This window comes from Sulfurimonas sp., assembly GCF_028713515.1.
Classification (GTDB): Bacteria; Campylobacterota; Campylobacteria; order Campylobacterales; family Sulfurimonadaceae; genus Sulfurimonas.
The window spans coordinates 80,795-100,299 of the sequence record NZ_JAQTOD010000005.1 but is presented as its reverse complement, the minus strand read 5'-3'; the positions used below and the strand labels follow the sequence as shown (position 1 = coordinate 100,299).

Genomic DNA, 19,505 nt, shown 5'->3' with positions numbered 1-19,505 from the left:
TTAGTTTTCAATGATCTCAAACGAAGTTATTTCGGCTCTTCTAGAGCGTTACACCTAAACTTTAGGTCGCTTTGTTTGTGGATGGGAATTATAGGTAAGAGTTGCTTAGAGAGGGCTTAATTGGTGGATAAATTTAGAAAAAGTCTAAAGACAATCTGTTCCAGCATTATTCAATATACAAGCATATCCTGTTTCTGGGTGCACTCTTATTTTTGCTGTCCCCTCTGGACTTGTTAACGTTATGTCGCAATTTGACAGCAACAAGTATGTATAGATATTTGAGGTAGGTGGGTTTGCGCTGGTAATATAAAAATATGGTCGTCCTATAACATCAAAAGATAATTCTTTTCCCGTACCATTTCCACTACAACTTGGTGAAAAAGCAACACTAGAAATAGAGAATGTTTTTTTAAGATCTGTAATGTTGCTATTTCCATCCAAAGTAGAACCAGTCATAGAATCTACTGCAGCTTCTCTGTTTATAACATCACAATTTCCATTATGATCCCTGTCTGAATATATTTGATAGTACACATTTGCTGCAGACTTAAACTCAATTTGCCAATTTTCTCGAAACCACAACGGATTACCTGCATTAAATCTATCGTCTACCATAGCCAAATGCTGTGTGTATCTTATATGAGAAAGAACCTGAAGTGCCGCTTCGTTGAGTTTATTTGAACCTGTTCTTGGAATTACAACAGCAGCTATTATGCCGATGACTATTATGACAAAAATTAGCTCTAACATCGTGAATGCTTTTTTCATATGTAATCCAGTCAACTATATTTGATATAAGTATATCAAAAAAGGTAATAAAGTAGAGGGGTTTTAACTGAAATAATTTTATGGAATGAGCAGTTAAACTTCAAGAAACTCAGTTCTTAAAGTTTAACTTTCGAGTAGTGTTTTTAAATTTTCTCTGCCATTGGAACATCATACAAGATATCATCCATTGGGTGTCTATACATTGGCATTGCAAGGCGTTTCTCATCTAAGATATGGCCAACAAACCCGATACTTCTTCCAACAATAAAGAATGAGTTTAGAGTACCTGAGTCAATAAACTCATTAATCTCTTCTTCACTATATCCTAATGCTCTCCACATATCTACCATTAAAATACCAATAGTTCCATCAACATTAAGAATTAGATTCTCTTTTTTTGATGTTGTTAACTGTTCAACTGTTAGTGCATAATCAAGTAGTGAAGTTGATGGGAAATATTCGCGTGCGAATTTTTTAAGACCTTCTACTCTTAAATCTGGATTCTTAAGTGATTTGATTCTATGACCAATACCTGGGATTGGAACACCCTCTTTTTTCATATGATTTAAAAACTCTGCTGGAGAGAGTTTGTTGTCATCTGCATATTTGAAATACTTAGCAGCGCCGTCAATTGCTCCACCAAATCTTGGTCCAATTGTAAGAAGTCCTGTTACAAGTGCTTCAACAACTGATTTTCCAGCTCTTGCTGTAACTTTTGAGTTATGTGCACCTGAAACTGCTGGACCATGATCTGCTACAGTTTTAATAACTGTCTCAATAAACTGAGTTGCCCATTGTGGATACTGTTTTTTAAACCATAAAAGCGATATAACATCACCGATTCCTTTGCCAGTATCTGGGGTTGCAAGTGAAGAGATTGGGAAGCCGGCATAAGTTGCTTCGTCACCTCTGTCATCAGAAATAGTACAGATAAACTCTTTACTTCTTCTAACTTTAGGGCATACATTCATTGCAGGCTCTTTTATATCTTTAACAATACCCTCAGCATGAAGTGCATGATAAACAGCACTGATAATTTCCGGTAAATCGTTAAATGATGTAGGTACATGAATACCAACCTCTTTCATCGCTCTATTTTTTGCTTCAGCTGTTTCCATGTCGCCATTTGCAGATGCGCCAGCGTGACCAAACTGAACACCACTATCATAATACTTAGCGATTGTACCGATACACCAAGCAATAATTGGCTTTTTGATTTGACCTGATTTTACAGCTTCTATAACTTTGTACTCTTCAGTACCGCCAACTTCACCTAAAAGTAACATATATTTAACTTCTGGATTAGCTTCCATTCTTAGTAAATTATCAATAAATACAGATCCTACAAATCTATCTCCACCGATAGCAACACCCTCGGCGATACCATCAGCATTGATTGCAATGATGTTTGAGAGTTCGTTGAATAGTCCACCTGAACGAGTTACAAGCCCACATGAGCCGGCACGGTGAAGTTTTGAACTAATAATATTCTCAATCGTTCCACCAATATTTGCAATTTTAAATGCACCTGGAGCGATAGCACCTACTGTTGCAGGTCCGATTACTGTTACACCTTTATCTCTTGCATGTTGATTCATAGCACGAGCAAGTCTCTCAGGAATTCCCTCTGCTGTTATCATAATAGAGCTAAAACCACCAAGGTTTAATGCTTCCATAGTTACTTCATAAGCAGTTCTAAAAGATGCAAAGTTTAGTAAAACATCAGCTTTTGGTAGTGCAGCTTTAGCTTCTGGTGTACTTTTAAAAACAGGAATCATTATCTCGTTTGGTCCATAAAAGAACTTCTCAAATTTATTTCCGCTTGTTGGAGCAACAATTGCAGCTACTGAAGGAGTTTCTCTTTGGATTGTATAATCATAATCCAACATTCTTTGTATTGCCGTTGTGTTGTTGTTCCAAAAAATTGCTTGTGTTGTTTTAGTAAATAGTTGTGCCATTTTCTCCCCTTACTTCGCTAGTGCCATACGCACGATGTCTGTAACATGTGTTTCTGGTCCATAAACTTCAATATAAAGTCCCAATCTATCCGCAGCCTCTTTGATATCTTTAAGACCTTTTTCATAGTTTGGTCCACCACGACGAACATAGATTTTGATACCAACTTCTTTCATCTTTTCAGCATAGTTTTCAAATGCTTGAATAATTCCCGTAAAAGTTTTTGCAACATCTGTAAAGTTTGCAATAGCTCCACCAATGATTAGAACTTTATCTCTATCTTTTGCGTCTTTTGCTTTTGTCATAAGACCTAAAATAGTCTCAGCATAAAATTTTGTCTCACCAGTAGTTGGTCCACCACTATACTCGCCATAGTTTGCCAAATCTTCGATTCCAGCCAAGTCAGCGATAGTATCAGCGTAAACAACTGAAGCACCACCACCTGCAACCATAGTCCAGATTCTAGCATCTGGCTTTAAGAGTGTAAGTTTTAGTGAAGCACCTGTCTTAGCATCAGCAGCTTCAATAGCCTCAACTTCTGGAGATTTTGCTTCCATTCCAAATGATGTAGGATATTCAACATCTCCCCAATCTTTTGCCATCATAAAACCAGCTGTATCGTCAAGTTTTGCAACCATATCAAGAAGTTCTATTTTTTTACCCTGCATTACAAACGGGTTAATTTCAAGATATGCAAAATTCAGTTCTCTATATGCTCTAAAAAAGCCGATTGCAAACTCAGCAAATGCCTTTTTATCTTTTTCTGCAACATCTTTTGGGATATTTGCTTTGATTCTCTCGGCAATTACCTCTTCACTATCAGTTATTTTAAAAGCAACCTCCGTAACTTTATCCCAGTTTTCTTCAACTTCCATGCCGCCCTCAGCCGACATATAAAGCATATCATCATCGCCAACACATGTAGCAGAGATATAGTACTCTTCCTCTTGGGCATGTGGAGTAAATGGCTCAACAATAAAGTGAGTTAACATATCTACTTTTGCTTCACCATGTGGAGTGTCACCCTCAAATGAAAAGTATACAGATTGTTTTGATGAAGATTTCTCATCAATCCAACTAGCAGCTTTTTCTAATGATACATCACCAGGTTTTGTATCTCTAAAAAGAACTAAACCATTCTTGCCTCTTTTTCCAAAAAGCATATCTGGTTTAGCAACAAGTGCTTTACTCTTTATCCAAGACTTGCTCTTGGCAGCCTCTTTTAACTCTGATCCATTTTGAACCATTATAGTTTCATAAGCATAAGTAAAATCTGGAAAGTATTTTTTCCAATGTTTTGCCAAGATTGACTTTGCGTCATACTCTCTAATCGCTTTTTGAGCCATTGCAACTCCCTATTAATAATATTTGCGGAATACTAACATAAGGTTAATTAATTAACTGTTCTCTACTGGTGCAAAGCACTCGATTGCTTTAATTTTTGTTTATCTTTGTAACATCTGCAGAATATACAACTCTATTTTTGTAACGAATCGTTACATCACTTCTTTTTTTATTACTTAAAGAATTCTCTTCTAGTTCATACTTATTACATTTTGTTACACCGTAGAATTCTAGTCTTAAAGACATTTTTTTTGTTGCGCTAACACAATTTATATCTCTTTTTTTAAGCTCTTTTGCTAGCTCTTTTGTCACATGCATATTGTATGCGAAATGTTTTTTTGGATTATCAATAAAAACATATAAATATTTATTAAAAAAAACTACTGAGCTGTTTATGAAAAGAATTACTAATGCTAGAATGAATATAAATCTATAATTTTTTCTAAAAATCTTCAGACGAACTCTATATGAGTGCTCAAAGGTCTGTGCAGCCAAAGGAAGTGCTAAAATAAGGTATGGTGCAAAAAGCTCAATATCGAGTCGCTGCCTAAACGATAATAGAAGTGAGATAATCAATGCGGTAGATGAAATAAACCACAATACAGAAATATCTTTTGTTAAGTATTTTCTATAGAGCACATAAAAGAGATATACAAAAATTATAGGAGTAAAAATTGCTGCATACACTCCAAGCAGGTCTAGAAAATGTCCACTTGGGGAGCCATGCAGGTCAATCTTATATAGATAAATTGATATAGCAAATAGAGATAAATTATAGATAAAAAACAGTCTATTTTTTGTGAATATTGAAAAAAATATCAGAGCCAAAAAGAGATAAACAAAACCACCACTCACTAACGAATAAACCGCCAAAAGTGGATATATGTATTTTATGTGATAATTTTCATATAAATAAACAAATAACAAGAGTCCAAAGATAACTAATCCGGCACTATTTACTATTAATGCTGAACTAATAACTCCTGGAAGTAAAATAAAAATAAGTGTTATCCAGACTCTACTGCTTGGTTTTTTTAGATATTTTTTAGTTATTTTATAAAGAAGAGTGACACTTAACAAATGTAGAAAAATCATAGGGAGTCGTAGCGCTAAGTCGTTTTGCCCAAGAAAATATATTGAAGCTTTTACGATTGTTTGTAAAAATGAGAAATCACCAAATAGAAGAAGCGCCTCATTGTAAGATATAGAGAGCTCACTACTCTGAAAGATTAGTATAAGAGCATCTATTCCCAATACAAAGAATAGAATGTAGCGAGCGTTCATATTTTTAAAAAGTTTCCTAATATCTCATGACCATATTCACTCATGATAGATTCTGGATGAAACTGCACACCATAAATCTCTCTGTCTTTGATTTTTAGCGACATTATCTCATTGTCATCTTCACTGTATGAGGTTGGTTCTATCACTTCTGGTAAATTATCTTTTTTTACGATTAGAGAGTGGTATCTTGTTGCAACAAATTCTTTAGGCAAGCCTTTAAAAATCTCGCTCTCTCCAACCCTCTGCATTTTAGATGTTTTTCCATGCATCATATTTTTAGCACGAACAACATCGCCACCAAATACCTGAGCTATACTCTGATGACCCAAACATATACCTAAAATTGGCACTTTATCCTTAAAATGTCTTATAACTTCAAGGGTAATTCCTGCATCATCAGGAGTAGCCGGACCAGGAGAGATAATAATCTTCTCTGGATTTAAAGCTTCAATCTCCTCTATGCCCATCTCATCATTTCTAATTATTTTAAGATCAGCCCCAAGTTCTCTGCAGTACTGAACTATATTGTAAGTAAAACTATCATAATTATCTATCATTAATATCATTATATTTTAACTCCTTTTATGGGTTCTAAACTCAAACAACACATAAACTTATTTTTTGTGTCACAATCTAGGAAAAATTTATATATTTTATTTCAATTTTCAGTAACATTATTTATGCAAAATTAGCTCAGAAATTATACCATTCGTTTTTGCTTCATATTATTAATTGACTTCTATCTATACAAAATATGCAATAAAAGTAAAAGTATATTTTTTATGAATAAACTATAGCTGATTGGTATTTATCAAAACTCACAATAGTTAAAAAGTATTTTATATAACTAAAATTACTTTTTTATGATAAATATATTTTTAAGAGACAAACAGTGTAAAAGCACCTACAATTGTAATAAATCATCAAGAGGGGTATATATTGAAAAAAAATTCTGTTATTTTGTTTTTGTTAAGCACACTGCTATCCGCAAGAGAAGCTAGTAGCATCGTCTCTTCTGTATGTTCTGAGTGCCATGGCACAAAAATGCAAGAGAGTGGTTTAGGCGCAAGCCTTATTGTTGGCGCACTAGATTCGCAAACTATCTACAAGTCACTCAAAGGCTACAAGTATGACAAAAGAGATAGTCATGGCATGGGTTCAACAATGCAAGAAAAGGCATCAGAGCTAAGTGACGACGAGATTAAAGCACTCTCAGAATATATACCAACACTGCGCTAGCAATAAAGCAAACATAAAAACAAGGGACTATCTAGCTCTGTAGTAGATTAAGTATTTTAGATATAAATATTTAAAAACTCTAAAAGAGCTAGTTTAATACTTCTACTCTGCTCATTTATCTAGTTTTGAATCTGCTTTTGGTTTGTTAGTTGTTGCAGATAATTTGAGATGTTTATAAGCGAAAGCGTTATCAAAAAAATCATAAGTCCAGGGAAGAAACTAACCCACCAAGCTATCTCAATCACATCTTTTCCATCACTTAAAATTGTTCCCCAGCTCATCTGAGGAGCTACAATGCCAAGACCTAAAAAACTAAGAGCTGATTCTGAGAGTATCGCTCCGCCGACTCCAAATGTAAATCCAACCAAAAATATAGGTGCTAAAATAGGTGTGTAATACTTAAAAAGTATCTTTATCTTGCTTATTTTTGCTATGTTTAGTATCTTTATGAACGGTTGTGATGTGATTTTAAAACTCTCCGAACGAACCAATCTAGCCGTCGTCATCCATCCAGTTACGGAGATTATAAATATCAAAACCCAAGTTGAGGCGTTTACATAACTCACAAGAGCTAAAAGTAGAAAAAATGTTGGAAATGTTAAAAATAAATCAACCACAATAACAAAACCTTTATCCACGCCACCTCTAAAATATCCAGCCATCGAGCCAATAATCAGACCAACAAAGGACGCTATAAAAGCACTTCCGACACCTATAATAAGTGAAATTTTGCCACCTTCTATTAGTCTTGCAAGCATATCTCTTCCCAACCTGTCTGTGCCAAAAATGTGCTCTTGTGATGGTGGAAGCAGTATTGAACCTGCATTAAGATGATATGCATCTGTTGTATAAAAAAATGATCCGAAAAACGATACAAAAAAGAGAAGCACTAAGACCGATATACTAAATTTTGGCATATATATTTTATGATTTTATGCCAAGTAGCGTCTGCATCATCTGATCAATTGTAGATATAACTTTAGCGGCAGCACCGTAAGATGTTTGGTATTTGATTAGGTTCGCCATCTCTTCATCCATGTTTACTTTTGAAACAGATGAGTACTCCTGTTCCGTTGCATTAAACTGTGCCGTAATGGTGTCATTTCTTATCTTAGAACCGTTTGTCTGTGTTCCAACTCCAGTTGCAACAATATCATACATTCCGTACATGGTTGCATTATAAGTCTTGCCATCCATTTTAAAATCATATTTTTCAAACTGTTGCTGAATAGCATCCATTGCTAATCTGTTATCTCCAGAAACAGCTGTGTATCCAGCCGACATTAGCGTTGAGTTCACTTTAAACTCACTTTTTAGATCTATATCTCTAGCATTTTTCCCATCAAAAAATCTATTCATGCCAAGTGCACCGGCAAAGTTTGTACCAGAATCAAATGAGGTTGTAGCTAGATTATCTTGGATACTAAATTTATATCCTTTTGCTTCTGATTGCGGATTCATTGTAAACGAGAGAGAACTATCCCCATTTATAAAGTTTCCAAGATTAAATTTAATAAAATTATCAATATCATTATTTAAGTTTCCATCACCATTATCATCACTATTTGCTTCCATTTGCCCCTGAATTGAGTTAGAACCGGGGACTCCTCTCATTACCGTAGAAGAGTTTATGGTTATGCTTTTTCTTGCAGTTTCATTTCCATCAATATCATAAACAACTAGGTCAAATGTACCTGTTTTTATGTTTAAAGATGAGTTTACTAAGGCAGTGTTATCGCTAACTCCAACAAAGGTATTTGAATCCATTCTATTTGTTGATGCTTTGGCGTAAAGATTATTTGTTGACTCTATGAGCTTACTAGCAAAAGCATCTAGTTCTGATACAACACCTTGCAAAATACCATCTGATGGCATTCCCGTGGTTGTATCAATCGCTCCACCTCTTAACTCTAAAATTGCACCTATTTTCCCACCACTTATCTTCTCAGACATTGGTATCAAGGTTCCATCTTGTCTCTCATATGAGATATCATAGAGTCCAAACGCGTTGTCTTTATTTGATATATGAATTGGATGATACGAGCTTCCATCAACAATGTTAAAGCCATTTACGCTAAGAGTATAACTTCCGGATGTTTTTGTTGTTCCATCAATTTGAGTATCTGATGTGGTTTTTCCAGAGTTTACATCAGCTCCAATAAGTTTGGACAAATCTCTCTCAATTACATTTCTTTTATCTCTTAAATCATTTGCTGTATAACCACCAGCTGCTTCGGCTGCATCTATACTTTTGTTTAATTGTGCGAGTTCTTTTGCTAAAGAGTTTACTTCATCTATATTGGTTGATAACTCACTATTTATTTGTGATTGTAGAGATAAAACTTGGTCTTGTGTCTGTTTTATATGGTCTGAAAGAATCTCTGTCTGCTTTGCAAGAGCTAGTTTCATTGAGGCATTGTCAGGATTATCTGCAAAACTTTGCCACATATTATAATACTCCTGCATATCTGCTTTTATGCCAACACCATCTACTTCAGGGAAATATGAAGAGAGCTCATTCAGTGTTTTTTTCTCATAATCACTATACTCTTTGTCGCCAGAAAGTTTAGTGTATCTATCAAAAACAAAGTCATCAAATATTCTCTCAGTTGCTGTAACTTCAGCGCCATTGCCTATATTTCCCTTTACACTATTTAAGGGAGTAGCAGCACTAGTAACCACCCTTTGTCTTGTATATCCATCGCTGTCTGCATTTGCGACATTATGACTGGTGGCTTCAATTGCCAATTGGGAAACATTAAGCCCCGAATACCCTATGTGAAGTGAATTAAATAGTGACCCCATTTTAGACTCTTATTTGTAAAATCGCAGAATTTTTTGAGGCAACTTTTGTATACCCTTGCATCTCTGTTGGTACTATTTTTTCTAAAAATGAGTTATATAAGTTACTAACAGCTAGAACTAATCTTGCATATTTTTTATTTACATCACGAAGATTAGAGAGTTCTACCTTCATCTCTTCTAGATAGTTATGTTGCTCTTCATCGAGCAATTCTGGAAGGTTTTTTTGTGGATTTTTAACAACTAAAGAGGAAATCTCATGGTCAATCATCGCTTTTTTTGATTCAAAACTCTTAAGCTTTTCCTCTTTTAGTTTTAGTCTATCAAATTGAGGAGTGTTATCTGCCTTCTTTATATCTTCTACATCAAACTCTGTTATTTTTATTAAATCTCTTAAGTCGTTTAGTGCACCCTGTAGATGATATGAAAGCATTTTAAATCCTTTTTTTATGGTTACATAAGCTCATCTGCTATTTTTTTAGACAAAGCCTGTAAATTAATTTTATATTCTCCGGAGTCAAGAGCGTCTTTTATCTCTTGAACCCTACTTGTATCGCCCTGCTTAGAAATCTTCAACTCCTGCTTTTCTGAAGTATTTAAATCTTTTGCAACTGTGCTCGCGTATCCGTTGAAAACATTCGCGTTATTTACCTGTGGTATCATAATCTTTCCTTTTTCTCTATTTTTAAAGTCTATTCATATCCAATCATATCGGCAAATAGATAGAAAAATTTAGGATAAACTATTTTTTTTGACTCAGATACTCGTAAAGCATCTGAGAAAATCCAAACCCTCCTGCGCTAGCTTTTGCAAGCTCTTCTCTGTACATTGACTTGTAGATTTTATCACCTGGATCTTTCTGCTGTGAGAAGATATTTTTCTCATCACTCATAGCAGTATCAAGTAACATTTTTAGTATGACTGACTCAAAAGCGTCTGTCTGCTCTCTTAATTTTGAATCTTCTGGCTTTGGTGTTATTTTCGGAAGCTGATGCTGTTGGGAAACAAATCCAGCTTGTAAATCCTTAGCGCTATAGTTGTACATTATATCAACTTCAACTCTGCGGAGATACTGCCAGCGCTTTTCATAGCTTCTAAAATCGAGATGATATCTTTTGGTTTAGCGCCCATCTTTTGGAGTGAGCGAACCAAATTTGCCACCGTCATTGTTCCGGATTTTGCATACAGTTCATTCTCTTTTAGACCAACTACAAGATTTTCATCCACAACCATTGAACCATCTGGCTTGCTCACATCGTCTTGTTCAGAAATTTTTATTGTTATATCACCATGTGTCATAACGATTGGCTTTACCATAATCCCGATACCAGAGACTATTGTCCCTGTTCTTTCATTAATGATAATTCTGTTTTGAACATCAAAATCCATATCTATATCTTGAACTTCTGCTAAAAACTCTATCATGCTTTTATCTTTTGGTTTTTGAAGCTTAATAGTTCTTGAATCCATAGCAACTGCCAGCTGTGAACTATAAAAAGAGTTTACGGCTGACTGAACAGAGACACTATTTTTAAAATTTGCCTCTTTTAGAGATAGCGTTATATAGTCTTGATGATACAAATCTATATCTATTTCTCTCTCAACAAGTCCACCATCATAAATAAGTCCAGCAGTTGAGTGCGTTATAGAATCTCCTTTGCCGTTTCGTCCACCAATACTAAGGGCGCCCTGAGCAAGCGCATAAATCTTTCCATCCACCCCTTTTAAAGGAGTCATAAGAAGAGTTCCGCCCTCTAGTGAAGTAGAATCGCCGATTGATGATACTGTTATATTAAATTTATCACCCTGTCTGGCAAATGGTGCTAGTTCTGCCGTTACAACAACTGCTGCAACATTTTTTGATCTTATATCAATTGGTTGCATATCCACATTCATGGCTCTAAGCATATTTGCGATTGACTGGAGAGTGAATTTTGAGGTTGTTCCATCGCCGGTTTTTTTAAGACCAACAACGAGAGAATAGCCTATAAGATGATTGTCCCTGACCCCGACAACACTTGCAACATCATTTATCTTTGCAGCATAAATAGTTGTGCAAATAAGCAAAAATAAAATATATTTCTTCATAACAATCCTTGATATTCTCTTATCAAAGCAATTGTTATTCCAATTCGATAAAATAGGAAAATTTGTTATTGAAGTTTAGATAATCTAGTTGCAGTCCATGTAAGTTAAAGTTGTATTTCCAAATTTCTTAGATTTTTTTATAAAAAACTGCTCAATTTTTTCTGGGATTTCAAGAGTACTCATGTGCTCTATAATTATCTGTTTTGTGTACTCTTTTGGCAAAGAAGCTATTAAATTTATAGTTTTTTCATAAATATCTTCCATACCTTCTCTTATGCTAAAAGGAGGATCTATGTAAAAATACGCAACTTCATCTCTTGTTTGCAGTTTTTTTACAACACTGCCAATATTAACGAAACTATCGCCTCGAACAATCTCGCACATCGATGGGTCGGTCTGTTCAATATTTTCTCTTAAAACAGCTAGAGCTTCTCTGTCTTGCTCCATAAAGATAACTTTTTTTGCGCCACGACTAAGTGCTTCTAGTCCAACAGAGCCACTTCCAGAAAATACCTCAATGAACACCGAATCAACTATATCAAACTGTAGTGTATTAAAAAAAGACTCTAAAACTATCGCTTTTGATGTTCTGGTTGTCTCCTTTGATGGAAGTTTTAAAACTCTGTTTTTAAATTTTCCAGAGATAATTTTTTTTGTGATTGGTTTAGTTTTCATAAAATGCTTTAATTACTTTCAGAAGATTAGCTTGATACTCGGCAGTTAAGGACTCTATTCGTCTCTCTAAAATATCAAAACTCATATAGTTGCCGATTGGCTCATTTTTTATCTCTTTTTTCATACTTTTATATCGTTTTTCTAGTGCCAATATAAGTTGTGATTTTGAAAAAGGTTTGATTAAATCAGAACTTTTGTCACTCGATACATAAAAACACCTCTTATCATCCATGCACTCTGTATCTCTAATAACAATATCACACTGCTTTAATGAACAGAGATATTGATCTAAAAAAAGTTCTAATGATTTTTGAAGTAGTGGGGATTTACACTCAACAGCTATTTTCAAACTTGCCCCTATTTGTTAATTTTTAAAGAAGTATAACACATCATCTAATCTAAATAATACTCTATCGTATATCTCAAATCTTCATCCAACTCAGCAATATTACAAAGCATCCACTCCAGATAAGCTCTATCATACATACTTATCTCTTCAATGTGCTTATCGGCATATTTCCCAAATCCAAACTTTTGCATCAAAACTTTTTTTTCACTAAGCTCAAGAAGCCTATTTTGTGGCTCTATTTCTAAAAGATATTTATACAAAAGTTTAGTAATTAGCGCGTCATGAAGCGCTTTTCGTTCAAGAATGTTATTTTCAAACAAAGCAGTCTCTCTGCTCTCATCTCTGTAAAGCTTTAGTTCGTATCTCAAAAATTGCAGTGAAAAATATTCACATTCAGGAATAAGATGTTTTGTAGTTCTTAGCGTATCTATGGCCTTCCCGTGCCAAATAAATCCACCAAGTTCAAGCATTTTAATGCCAAATTTTGCATTGTGAGCGACAATTATTGAATCTTCATGGTTATGCTCTTCTAAAAACTTATACGCATCAGAATCTTTTAGTTTTGGCTTCTGCTTTAGCATCTCGTTGGTTATATGATTTACGCTTGAAGCTTTGGAAGATATTTTCTTTGCCTCATTTACTAGGTCATATTTCACAATCATTTTTGCGTCATCAACAGCAATGATTCCAACTGCACAAATCTTATCTATATCCTCAAGCCCCGTTGTTTCTAAATCTAAAAATATTAACATTTGCTAGTTTGTGTTTTGTTTTTCTTCTGTCTTAAAGCTCTCAAGCATTATGTGATAGTGTTCAAGAGTCATAAAACTTTTCTCAAATCTAAATCTTATAATAAACTCAACGACCTTATCTTTTAAGGCACCATCTACATTTTCAGCTTTTCCAAAATAGGCTAAAGAGATATTTTTGTTTTTTACTGTAGCTTCTTTGTCGTAGCTTATCGCTAAAATTTGAAGATATTTACCTTTTTTTATTTCACCTAAATTTTCCATAAGAAGTGAAGCGCCAGATAAGTTTATGGCTTTATAGTTAAAAAGTTCACTAAAATCTTCAACTTTTTTATTGATACTTAGTTCAAAAAACAGGTTTTCTAAAATCTCCATATTGCTTTTTCTAGCTCTCTCGTAACCTGAGATTTTATTTGTTAAATTTTTTAGCTTGTCTAATGCTGAGCTCATTCTTTTCCCTATTTTTATCTACTTAGATTATATCAAAACTCCTACTTTATTTGTTCATAATGGTACAAAAGATATAATCCACAACTATAAAAACCAAAATAAAAGATAAAAATGAACTATCTACAAATCAACAGAGCCAACACTCTAAATGGCAACATTAAAATCTCCGGTGCAAAAAACGCTGCTCTTCCGCTAATTGCTATGACAATACTTGCAAAAAATAGGGTTGACATAAAAAATCTGCCTCATGTTGTAGATATAAAAACTCTCCTAAAACTGCTCTCAAATCTAGGAGCTTCATGCTCTGACCTTAGCAACGGTAGCGACATCATAAGCATAAACACTTCTGCTCTTCATGAGACCAAAGCAACATACGATATAGTAAGAACTATGCGCGCTTCCATCCTTGTTTTGGGTCCAATTTTAGCTAGATTTGGGCATTGTGAAGTATCTTTACCAGGTGGTTGTGCTATCGGCCAACGCCCAGTTGATTTGCACTTAAAAGCACTAGAGCAGATGGGAGCAGTTATAAATATAGAAGCTGGCTACATCCACGCTACTGCACCAGATGGATTAAAAGGGTGTCAGATTATTTTTGATAAAATAACTGTTACAGGAACGGCAAATATAGTTATGGCGGCGGCTTTGGCAAAAGGCATCACTACAATCACAAACGCAGCAAGAGAACCTGAAGTTGTCCAACTTTGTGAAATTTTAAATGCGAGTGGAGTCAAAATTGATGGAATTTCAACAGGCGTACTGACTATCCATGGAACAGATGGAAAACTTGTTGACATTGCCGAATTTAGCGTTATTCCTGATAGAATCGAAGCTGGGACTTATCTTTGTGCTGGCGCAATTACAAACTCAGAACTAACACTTGAAAATGCAAACCACAAGCACTTGGGTGCTGTTATAGCAAAACTTGAAGAGATGGGAAACAAAATCTCATTTACAGACACCACAATAACAATCCATCCATCAAAAGTACAAAAACATGTAAAGATTGTAACGCAAGAGTATCCAGGATTTCCAACAGATATGCAAGCTCAATTTTTAGCTCTTACAACCCAAGCTGATGGCACTTCTATCATTGAAGAGAGACTTTTTGAGAACAGATTTATGCATGTTAGTGAGCTTCAAAGAATGGGTGCCGATATCTCTTTAAGTGGGCATACTGCAACAATCGTTGGTGGAACAAAGCTTAGTGGTACTGATGTTATGGCTACAGACCTAAGAGCTTCTAGTGCATTGGTTTTAGCTGGACTTATAGCAGACGGAGTCACAAATGTGCACCGCATCTACCATCTTGACCGTGGTTATGATTCTCTTGAAGTGAAGTTACAAAATGTTGGTGCCGATATAAAAAGACTTAACGAGTAGAAAATAAAACTAGCTCCCAGATCAGAGAGCTAGTTTGTAGCTATTTTTATTTTTCAAAAATTACCATATCATAAATACTTTTTTTAGTCACAAGCGCTTTATCGGACACCGCAGAGTGTGAACTTTTGGCTTTTAAAACTTCTTGCCTAAGTGAGATAATATCTTGTTCCATCTCATCAACATTAACTTTCAGTCTAAGAATAATATCAACACCAGCCAAATTTACACCAAGCTCACGAGTTAATCTCAAAATCAACTTTATTCTATCTATGTCTTTTTGAGAATATAGCCTTATTTTTCCGCTTGAACGCATTGGCGTGAGAAGGTTTTCTCTCTCGTACTGTCTAAGTGTTTGAGGATGGATATCTAAAATCTTTGCGACTATACTTATTAGATATACTGGTTCGTCGTATTGGTGAATCATATTATTCTCCCTTAATTTTGTTTTACAAAATGAAGGAGAACCCCTCATTTGATTTTAAACGCAAGAGGAACCAGTCCCTCGTGCTACGCTAGCCGCTATGGCACTAAAGCCTGCCTCTTGCAAGGCAGTTTGTTTTACAAAATGAAGGGAACCCCTCATTTGATTTTAAACGCAAGAGGAACCAGTCCCTCCTGCTACGCTAGCCGCTATGGCACTAAAGCCTGCCTCTTGCGAGGCAGAGAAACCCAAGCAGTAGTTTTCTCTTTTTTATGGTTACTCTTTTGGTAATTTTTCTCTCATAATCTCAACTAACTTTTCATCCAAATCATCAATATTTGGCAGAATTATATTTGCTTCAAGATATAAATTTCCACGAACTTTTGTGCTTCTATTCATAGCACCTTTCTCTTTTACGCGAAATCTCTGTCCATTTTTAGTATTTTGTGGAACTTTTAGTTTTATCTCGCCATCAAGAGTTTTTATCTCTATTTTCTCACCAAACAGTGCAGCATGAAGAGGTAGGTTGAAAATCTTGATGAGGTCATCATCTTCTCTAACATACTCTGGATTTGCGGCTACATTTATCTTTAGAAACAGATCACCTGCTCTTCCATTTTGAGCATGTCCTTTTCCCTTTACCCGCATTTTTTCGCCACTTTTTACACCTGCTGGGATTTTAATATCAAATCTATCTCCATTAACTGCAACGGAGTGAGAACCTCCAAGGATGGCGACACTAAAAGGTATCACAACGCTTGTCTCAATATCTAAATCTGGCTGTTGCTGCGGGCGACCTCCACTGCTATATCCGCCAAATCCGCCACCGCCACCAAATCCGCCACCGCCAGAGAACATACTTCTTAGTATCTCATCCAAATCGTTGCCTCCACCGTATGAGCGAGAGAAATCATGGAAGTTCTGTCCTCCAAACATACTGTCGCCCTGCGCATCATACTGAGCTTTTTTCTTTTTATCGCTAAGAATTTCGTATGCCGAATTTATCTCTTTAAATTTATCTTCTGCACCCTTCTCTTTATTGACATCAGGATGGTACTTTCTTGCTAATTTTCTATATGCTTTTTTAATCTCTGCTTCTGTTGCATTATCGCTTATTTCAAGCGTTTCGTAAAGTGATTTAGCCATTTTAAATTCCTAAAATTTGATTATTTGTTAAGTGCGATTATATCATAAGGGTTGAGCGGATGTCAATCAAGGTTTGGAGTGAATATTACTACTCTATTGGTCATGTCCAATAGAGTAGTAATATTTTTAATGTAAAAAGTGTCTCACTTCTGAGAAATAAAGGCTCATACCAAACTCATTGGCAGCTTCTATAATCTCTTCGTCTCTTATGCTTCCTCCTGGCTCAATTACGCTCTTAACTCCAGCTGCTGCAGCTGCATCGATGCTATCACGGAATGGGAAAAATGCTTCACTTGCTAGTGCTGCGCCTGCTACATCAAGCCCCATCTCTTTAGCTTTTTTAAGTGCACACTGACTTGCATCTACACGGCTTGTCATGCCCATTCCAACGGCTACCATCGCAGAATTTTTAACATACACAACACAGTTTGATTTTGTAAGAGATGCTACTTTATAAGCTATCTCCATATCTTTTTTCTCCTGCGGTGTCGCCTCTTTAGCACTCATAAGTTTTGCGTTTTTAACTTCATCATCATTAACTTTATCGGCATCTTGATATACAAACCCGCCATCTATATGTTTGAAATCTTTAATATCGTTTGCTAAAACGAGCTTGTCATGTCCCATCTCAAAAAGCTTGATTCGTTTCTTGCTATCAAAAACTTCTTGTGCTTCTTCTGTTATACGCCCAGCTATGATAACTTCTAAGAATATCTCATTCATTTTAAGTGCCAACTCTTTTGTTACAACACCATTTACTGCAACAACTCCGCCAAACGCCGAAACAGGGTCACATTTTAGAGCTTCTTCGTAAGCCTCTAGCAAAGTATCTTTGATAGCAAAACCACAAGGATTTCCATGTTTTGTGATACAAACTGCATTTTCCACCCCAAAAGCAGAAGCGATTTTTACAGCACCACTTAAGTCATTTAGGTTGTTAAAACTCGCCTCACCTTTTAGAGTTTTAAAGTTGTCCGAGTAATGTTTGTCAAACTCATATAGCGCTCCATTTTGATGAGGATTTTCGCCATAACGAGTGTTCATAACTTTGTTTCCAACTATAAACTGTTTCTCTCCAAAACCGCCATTGAAACGACTGTTCATATAGTTTGCTATCATTGAGTCATACGCCGCTGTGTGCTCAAACGCTTTTATCATAAGATTACGACGAAACTCTAGTGTATTTTTCTCATTTTCAAGCGCATCTATAACCTTTGCGTAATCATTTACATCAGTTACTATCATAACGCTATCAAAGTTTTTAGAAGCCGAACGAACCATTGCAGGTCCACCAATGTCGATATTTTCTATAATCTCTTCAAAATCATCAGTTTTTTCAATTGTCGCCTTAAATGGATAGAGATTCACACAAACCAAATCAATAGCTTCAACGCCAAGCTCTTTTGCTTGGTTTAGGTGTGACTGCTTATCACGGCGATGAAGAATTCCACCATGAACGAATGGATTTAAAGTCTTGACGCGTCCTTCAAAACACTCTGGAAATTTTGTAACTTCATCTATTTCGATGGCTTTTATCCCATTTTCTACTAGTATCTTATATGTTCCACCAGTTGAGATAACTTCAAAACCATTTTTTACAAGTGATTTACAAAAATCAACTATGCCACTCTTATCACTTACACTTACTAAAGCTCTTTTTACCACTCTTTTCTCCTTCTCTAAGGAAGTGAATTCCTTAGATAATTCCTCTCACTAAAGCTATACCTTTCGGCAAGAAAACGAGGGGAAAATTTTAAATTATGTGATTTTAGCTAACAAGAGATAAGAAGATGGTAAACTTTAAAAAACTAAAAAGAGATTTGATATGAAAAACATAGCTATTTTATGCTCTGGTGGCGATGTGAGCGGCATGAATCCAGCACTAAAACACTTTGTTGAATACTCTATAAAAATGGGACTATCTCCATATTTTATATTTGATGGATTTGAGGGATTGATTGACAATAAAATCAAAAAAGCCTCTTATGATGATGTTGCTGGAATCTTGACTCGTGGCGGAACAAAAATAGGGAGTGCAAGAAGTAAGAGGTTTATGACAAAAGAGTCAAGAGCAGTTGCAAAGAAAAATCTTGATAACTCAAAAATAGATATGCTTGTGGTTTTAGGCGGTGATGGCTCATTTAGAGGAATTCATGAGCTGCATAAAGAGCATGGGATAAAATTTTGTGCAATCCCTTCCACAATCGATAATGATATAAGCCAAAATGAGTATTGTCTAGGGGTTGACACCGCCCTCAATATCATAAAGAGTTCCATTGATGCGATTAGAGATACAGCTTCCTCATTCTCGCGTGCATTTGTAATTGAGACAATGGGGAGAGATTGTGGCTATTTAGCACTTATTTCACACTTAACTTCCGGTTCGGAGCTTTGCCTTATCCCAGAGGTAGAGTATGATTTAAACAGCTATAAAAATGATTTCAAAAAGCAGATAAAAAATGGAAGAAGGTATTTTATAGCGGTAGTGTCTGAGGGAATAAAACAAGAGACAAAAGAGATAGCTGAGTGGTTCGAGAATGAAGTTGGCGTTGAGAGCAAAATCTGTGTTTTGGGTCATATCCAAAGAGGCGGAAACCCAACAGTTTACGATAGGCTTATGGCTTATAAATTTGTAAATCACGCGGTTGATGCCCTTCTTGGTGGAATAAATTCAAGTGTTGTCTGTTATACAAAAAATGGTTTTATTCATAAAGAGATAGATGAAGTAACAAGTCAAAAATATAAAATAGACCAAAAACTTCTTAATTATATAAAAAAATCTTAATTTCCTTGGGCTTGGTCATATTGCTATGAAATAATTTTTTTTTGCTTTTTTGCTACAATAATCTTT

Annotated in this window: 21 protein-coding genes; 3 read left to right on the top strand and 18 right to left on the bottom strand. The window is 35.4% G+C overall.

What is annotated here, in order from left to right; translation table 11 throughout:
• Nucleotides 1–144: 144 nt before the first annotated feature.
• The 5 genes from PHV22_RS10170 to PHV22_RS10150 form a co-directional block, all read right to left on the bottom strand.
• The gene (locus tag PHV22_RS10170) at nt 145–768 is read right to left on the bottom strand and encodes a prepilin-type N-terminal cleavage/methylation domain-containing protein (protein WP_295023263.1); all 624 of its coding nucleotides are present in this window, start codon (nt 766–768) and stop codon (nt 145–147) included.
• Between the two features lie 143 nt (nt 769–911).
• Nucleotides 912–2,726 carry a citrate/2-methylcitrate synthase gene (locus tag PHV22_RS10165; protein WP_295023265.1) on the bottom strand — a complete coding sequence of 605 codons (1,815 nt, stop codon included), beginning with the start codon at nt 2,724–2,726 and terminating at the stop codon, nt 912–914.
• A 9-nt stretch (nt 2,727–2,735) separates the two neighbouring features.
• Nucleotides 2,736–4,070 (bottom strand): ATP citrate lyase citrate-binding domain-containing protein, encoded by a 1,335-nt coding sequence (locus PHV22_RS10160; RefSeq protein ID WP_295023267.1) that lies wholly within the window; start codon nt 4,068–4,070, stop codon nt 2,736–2,738.
• An 88-nt stretch (nt 4,071–4,158) separates the two neighbouring features.
• A complete protein-coding gene (locus PHV22_RS10155; RefSeq protein WP_295023269.1) occupies nt 4,159–5,352 on the bottom strand; it encodes a hypothetical protein in 1,194 nt (397 codons plus the stop codon).
• Entirely contained in the window at nt 5,349–5,918 is a 570-nt protein-coding gene (locus PHV22_RS10150; RefSeq protein WP_295023271.1) for an aminodeoxychorismate/anthranilate synthase component II, read from the bottom strand. The genes PHV22_RS10155 and PHV22_RS10150 overlap by 4 nt, the downstream gene beginning before the upstream one ends.
• Before the next feature lie 373 nt (nt 5,919–6,291).
• Between PHV22_RS10150 and PHV22_RS10145 the strand changes: the two genes are divergently transcribed.
• Nucleotides 6,292–6,591, top strand: a complete 300-nt coding sequence (locus tag PHV22_RS10145) for a c-type cytochrome (protein WP_295023273.1) — start codon at nt 6,292–6,294, stop codon at nt 6,589–6,591.
• A 119-nt stretch (nt 6,592–6,710) separates the two neighbouring features.
• Here the strand turns inward: PHV22_RS10145 and PHV22_RS10140 are convergent, their stop codons facing one another.
• From PHV22_RS10140 to PHV22_RS10095, 10 genes are all read right to left on the bottom strand, one after another.
• On the bottom strand, nt 6,711–7,508 hold the full coding sequence (locus tag PHV22_RS10140) for an ABC transporter permease (protein WP_295023275.1): 798 nt from the start codon (nt 7,506–7,508) through the stop codon (nt 6,711–6,713).
• 7 nt (nt 7,509–7,515) lie between these two features.
• The gene (flgK, locus tag PHV22_RS10135; protein WP_295023278.1) at nt 7,516–9,396 is read right to left on the bottom strand and encodes a flagellar hook-associated protein FlgK; all 1,881 of its coding nucleotides are present in this window, start codon (nt 9,394–9,396) and stop codon (nt 7,516–7,518) included.
• Between the two features lies 1 nt (nt 9,397).
• Nucleotides 9,398–9,826 (bottom strand): hypothetical protein, encoded by a 429-nt coding sequence (locus PHV22_RS10130; protein ID WP_295023280.1) that lies wholly within the window; start codon nt 9,824–9,826, stop codon nt 9,398–9,400.
• A 20-nt stretch (nt 9,827–9,846) separates the two neighbouring features.
• A complete protein-coding gene (locus PHV22_RS10125) occupies nt 9,847–10,056 on the bottom strand; it encodes a flagellar biosynthesis anti-sigma factor FlgM (RefSeq protein WP_295023282.1) in 210 nt (69 codons plus the stop codon).
• A 79-nt stretch (nt 10,057–10,135) separates the two neighbouring features.
• On the bottom strand, nt 10,136–10,438 hold the full coding sequence (locus PHV22_RS10120) for a rod-binding protein (RefSeq protein WP_295023284.1): 303 nt from the start codon (nt 10,436–10,438) through the stop codon (nt 10,136–10,138).
• Nucleotides 10,438–11,481 (bottom strand): flagellar basal body P-ring protein FlgI, encoded by a 1,044-nt coding sequence (locus PHV22_RS10115; protein WP_295023286.1) that lies wholly within the window; start codon nt 11,479–11,481, stop codon nt 10,438–10,440. Before PHV22_RS10115 ends, PHV22_RS10120 begins: the two co-directional genes overlap by 1 nt.
• Before the next feature lie 84 nt (nt 11,482–11,565).
• A complete protein-coding gene (gene rsmD / locus PHV22_RS10110; RefSeq protein ID WP_295023288.1) occupies nt 11,566–12,156 on the bottom strand; it encodes a 16S rRNA (guanine(966)-N(2))-methyltransferase RsmD in 591 nt (196 codons plus the stop codon).
• Nucleotides 12,146–12,505 carry a hypothetical protein gene (locus PHV22_RS10105; RefSeq protein WP_295023290.1) on the bottom strand — a complete coding sequence of 120 codons (360 nt, stop codon included), beginning with the start codon at nt 12,503–12,505 and terminating at the stop codon, nt 12,146–12,148. Before PHV22_RS10105 ends, rsmD begins: the two co-directional genes overlap by 11 nt.
• Nucleotides 12,506–12,549: 44 nt before the next feature.
• The gene (locus PHV22_RS10100) at nt 12,550–13,257 is read right to left on the bottom strand and encodes an exonuclease domain-containing protein (protein WP_299947480.1); all 708 of its coding nucleotides are present in this window, start codon (nt 13,255–13,257) and stop codon (nt 12,550–12,552) included.
• 3 nt (nt 13,258–13,260) lie between these two features.
• Complete coding sequence (locus tag PHV22_RS10095) at nt 13,261–13,704, bottom strand: hypothetical protein (RefSeq protein ID WP_295023293.1); 444 nt, start codon at nt 13,702–13,704, stop codon at nt 13,261–13,263.
• Between the two features lie 111 nt (nt 13,705–13,815).
• On the opposite strand from PHV22_RS10095, the gene murA reads away from it, so the two are divergent.
• The gene (gene murA / locus PHV22_RS10090; protein ID WP_299947477.1) at nt 13,816–15,087 is read left to right on the top strand and encodes a UDP-N-acetylglucosamine 1-carboxyvinyltransferase; all 1,272 of its coding nucleotides are present in this window, start codon (nt 13,816–13,818) and stop codon (nt 15,085–15,087) included.
• A gap of 46 nt (nt 15,088–15,133) precedes the next feature.
• Here murA and PHV22_RS10085 read toward each other — a convergent pair whose 3' ends face one another.
• The 3 genes from PHV22_RS10085 to purH all read right to left on the bottom strand — a co-directional run bounded on the left by PHV22_RS10085 (nt 15,134) and on the right by purH (nt 18,319).
• Complete coding sequence (locus PHV22_RS10085) at nt 15,134–15,511, bottom strand: helix-turn-helix transcriptional regulator (RefSeq protein ID WP_295023297.1); 378 nt, start codon at nt 15,509–15,511, stop codon at nt 15,134–15,136.
• Between the two features lie 273 nt (nt 15,512–15,784).
• The gene (locus PHV22_RS10080) at nt 15,785–16,654 is read right to left on the bottom strand and encodes a DnaJ C-terminal domain-containing protein (protein ID WP_295023299.1); all 870 of its coding nucleotides are present in this window, start codon (nt 16,652–16,654) and stop codon (nt 15,785–15,787) included.
• Between the two features lie 126 nt (nt 16,655–16,780).
• Complete coding sequence (purH, locus tag PHV22_RS10075) at nt 16,781–18,319, bottom strand: bifunctional phosphoribosylaminoimidazolecarboxamide formyltransferase/IMP cyclohydrolase (protein ID WP_295023301.1); 1,539 nt, start codon at nt 18,317–18,319, stop codon at nt 16,781–16,783.
• A 160-nt stretch (nt 18,320–18,479) separates the two neighbouring features.
• On the opposite strand from purH, the gene PHV22_RS10070 reads away from it, so the two are divergent.
• Entirely contained in the window at nt 18,480–19,439 is a 960-nt protein-coding gene (locus tag PHV22_RS10070; RefSeq protein ID WP_295023303.1) for a 6-phosphofructokinase, read from the top strand.
• Nucleotides 19,440–19,505 lie beyond the last annotated feature (66 nt).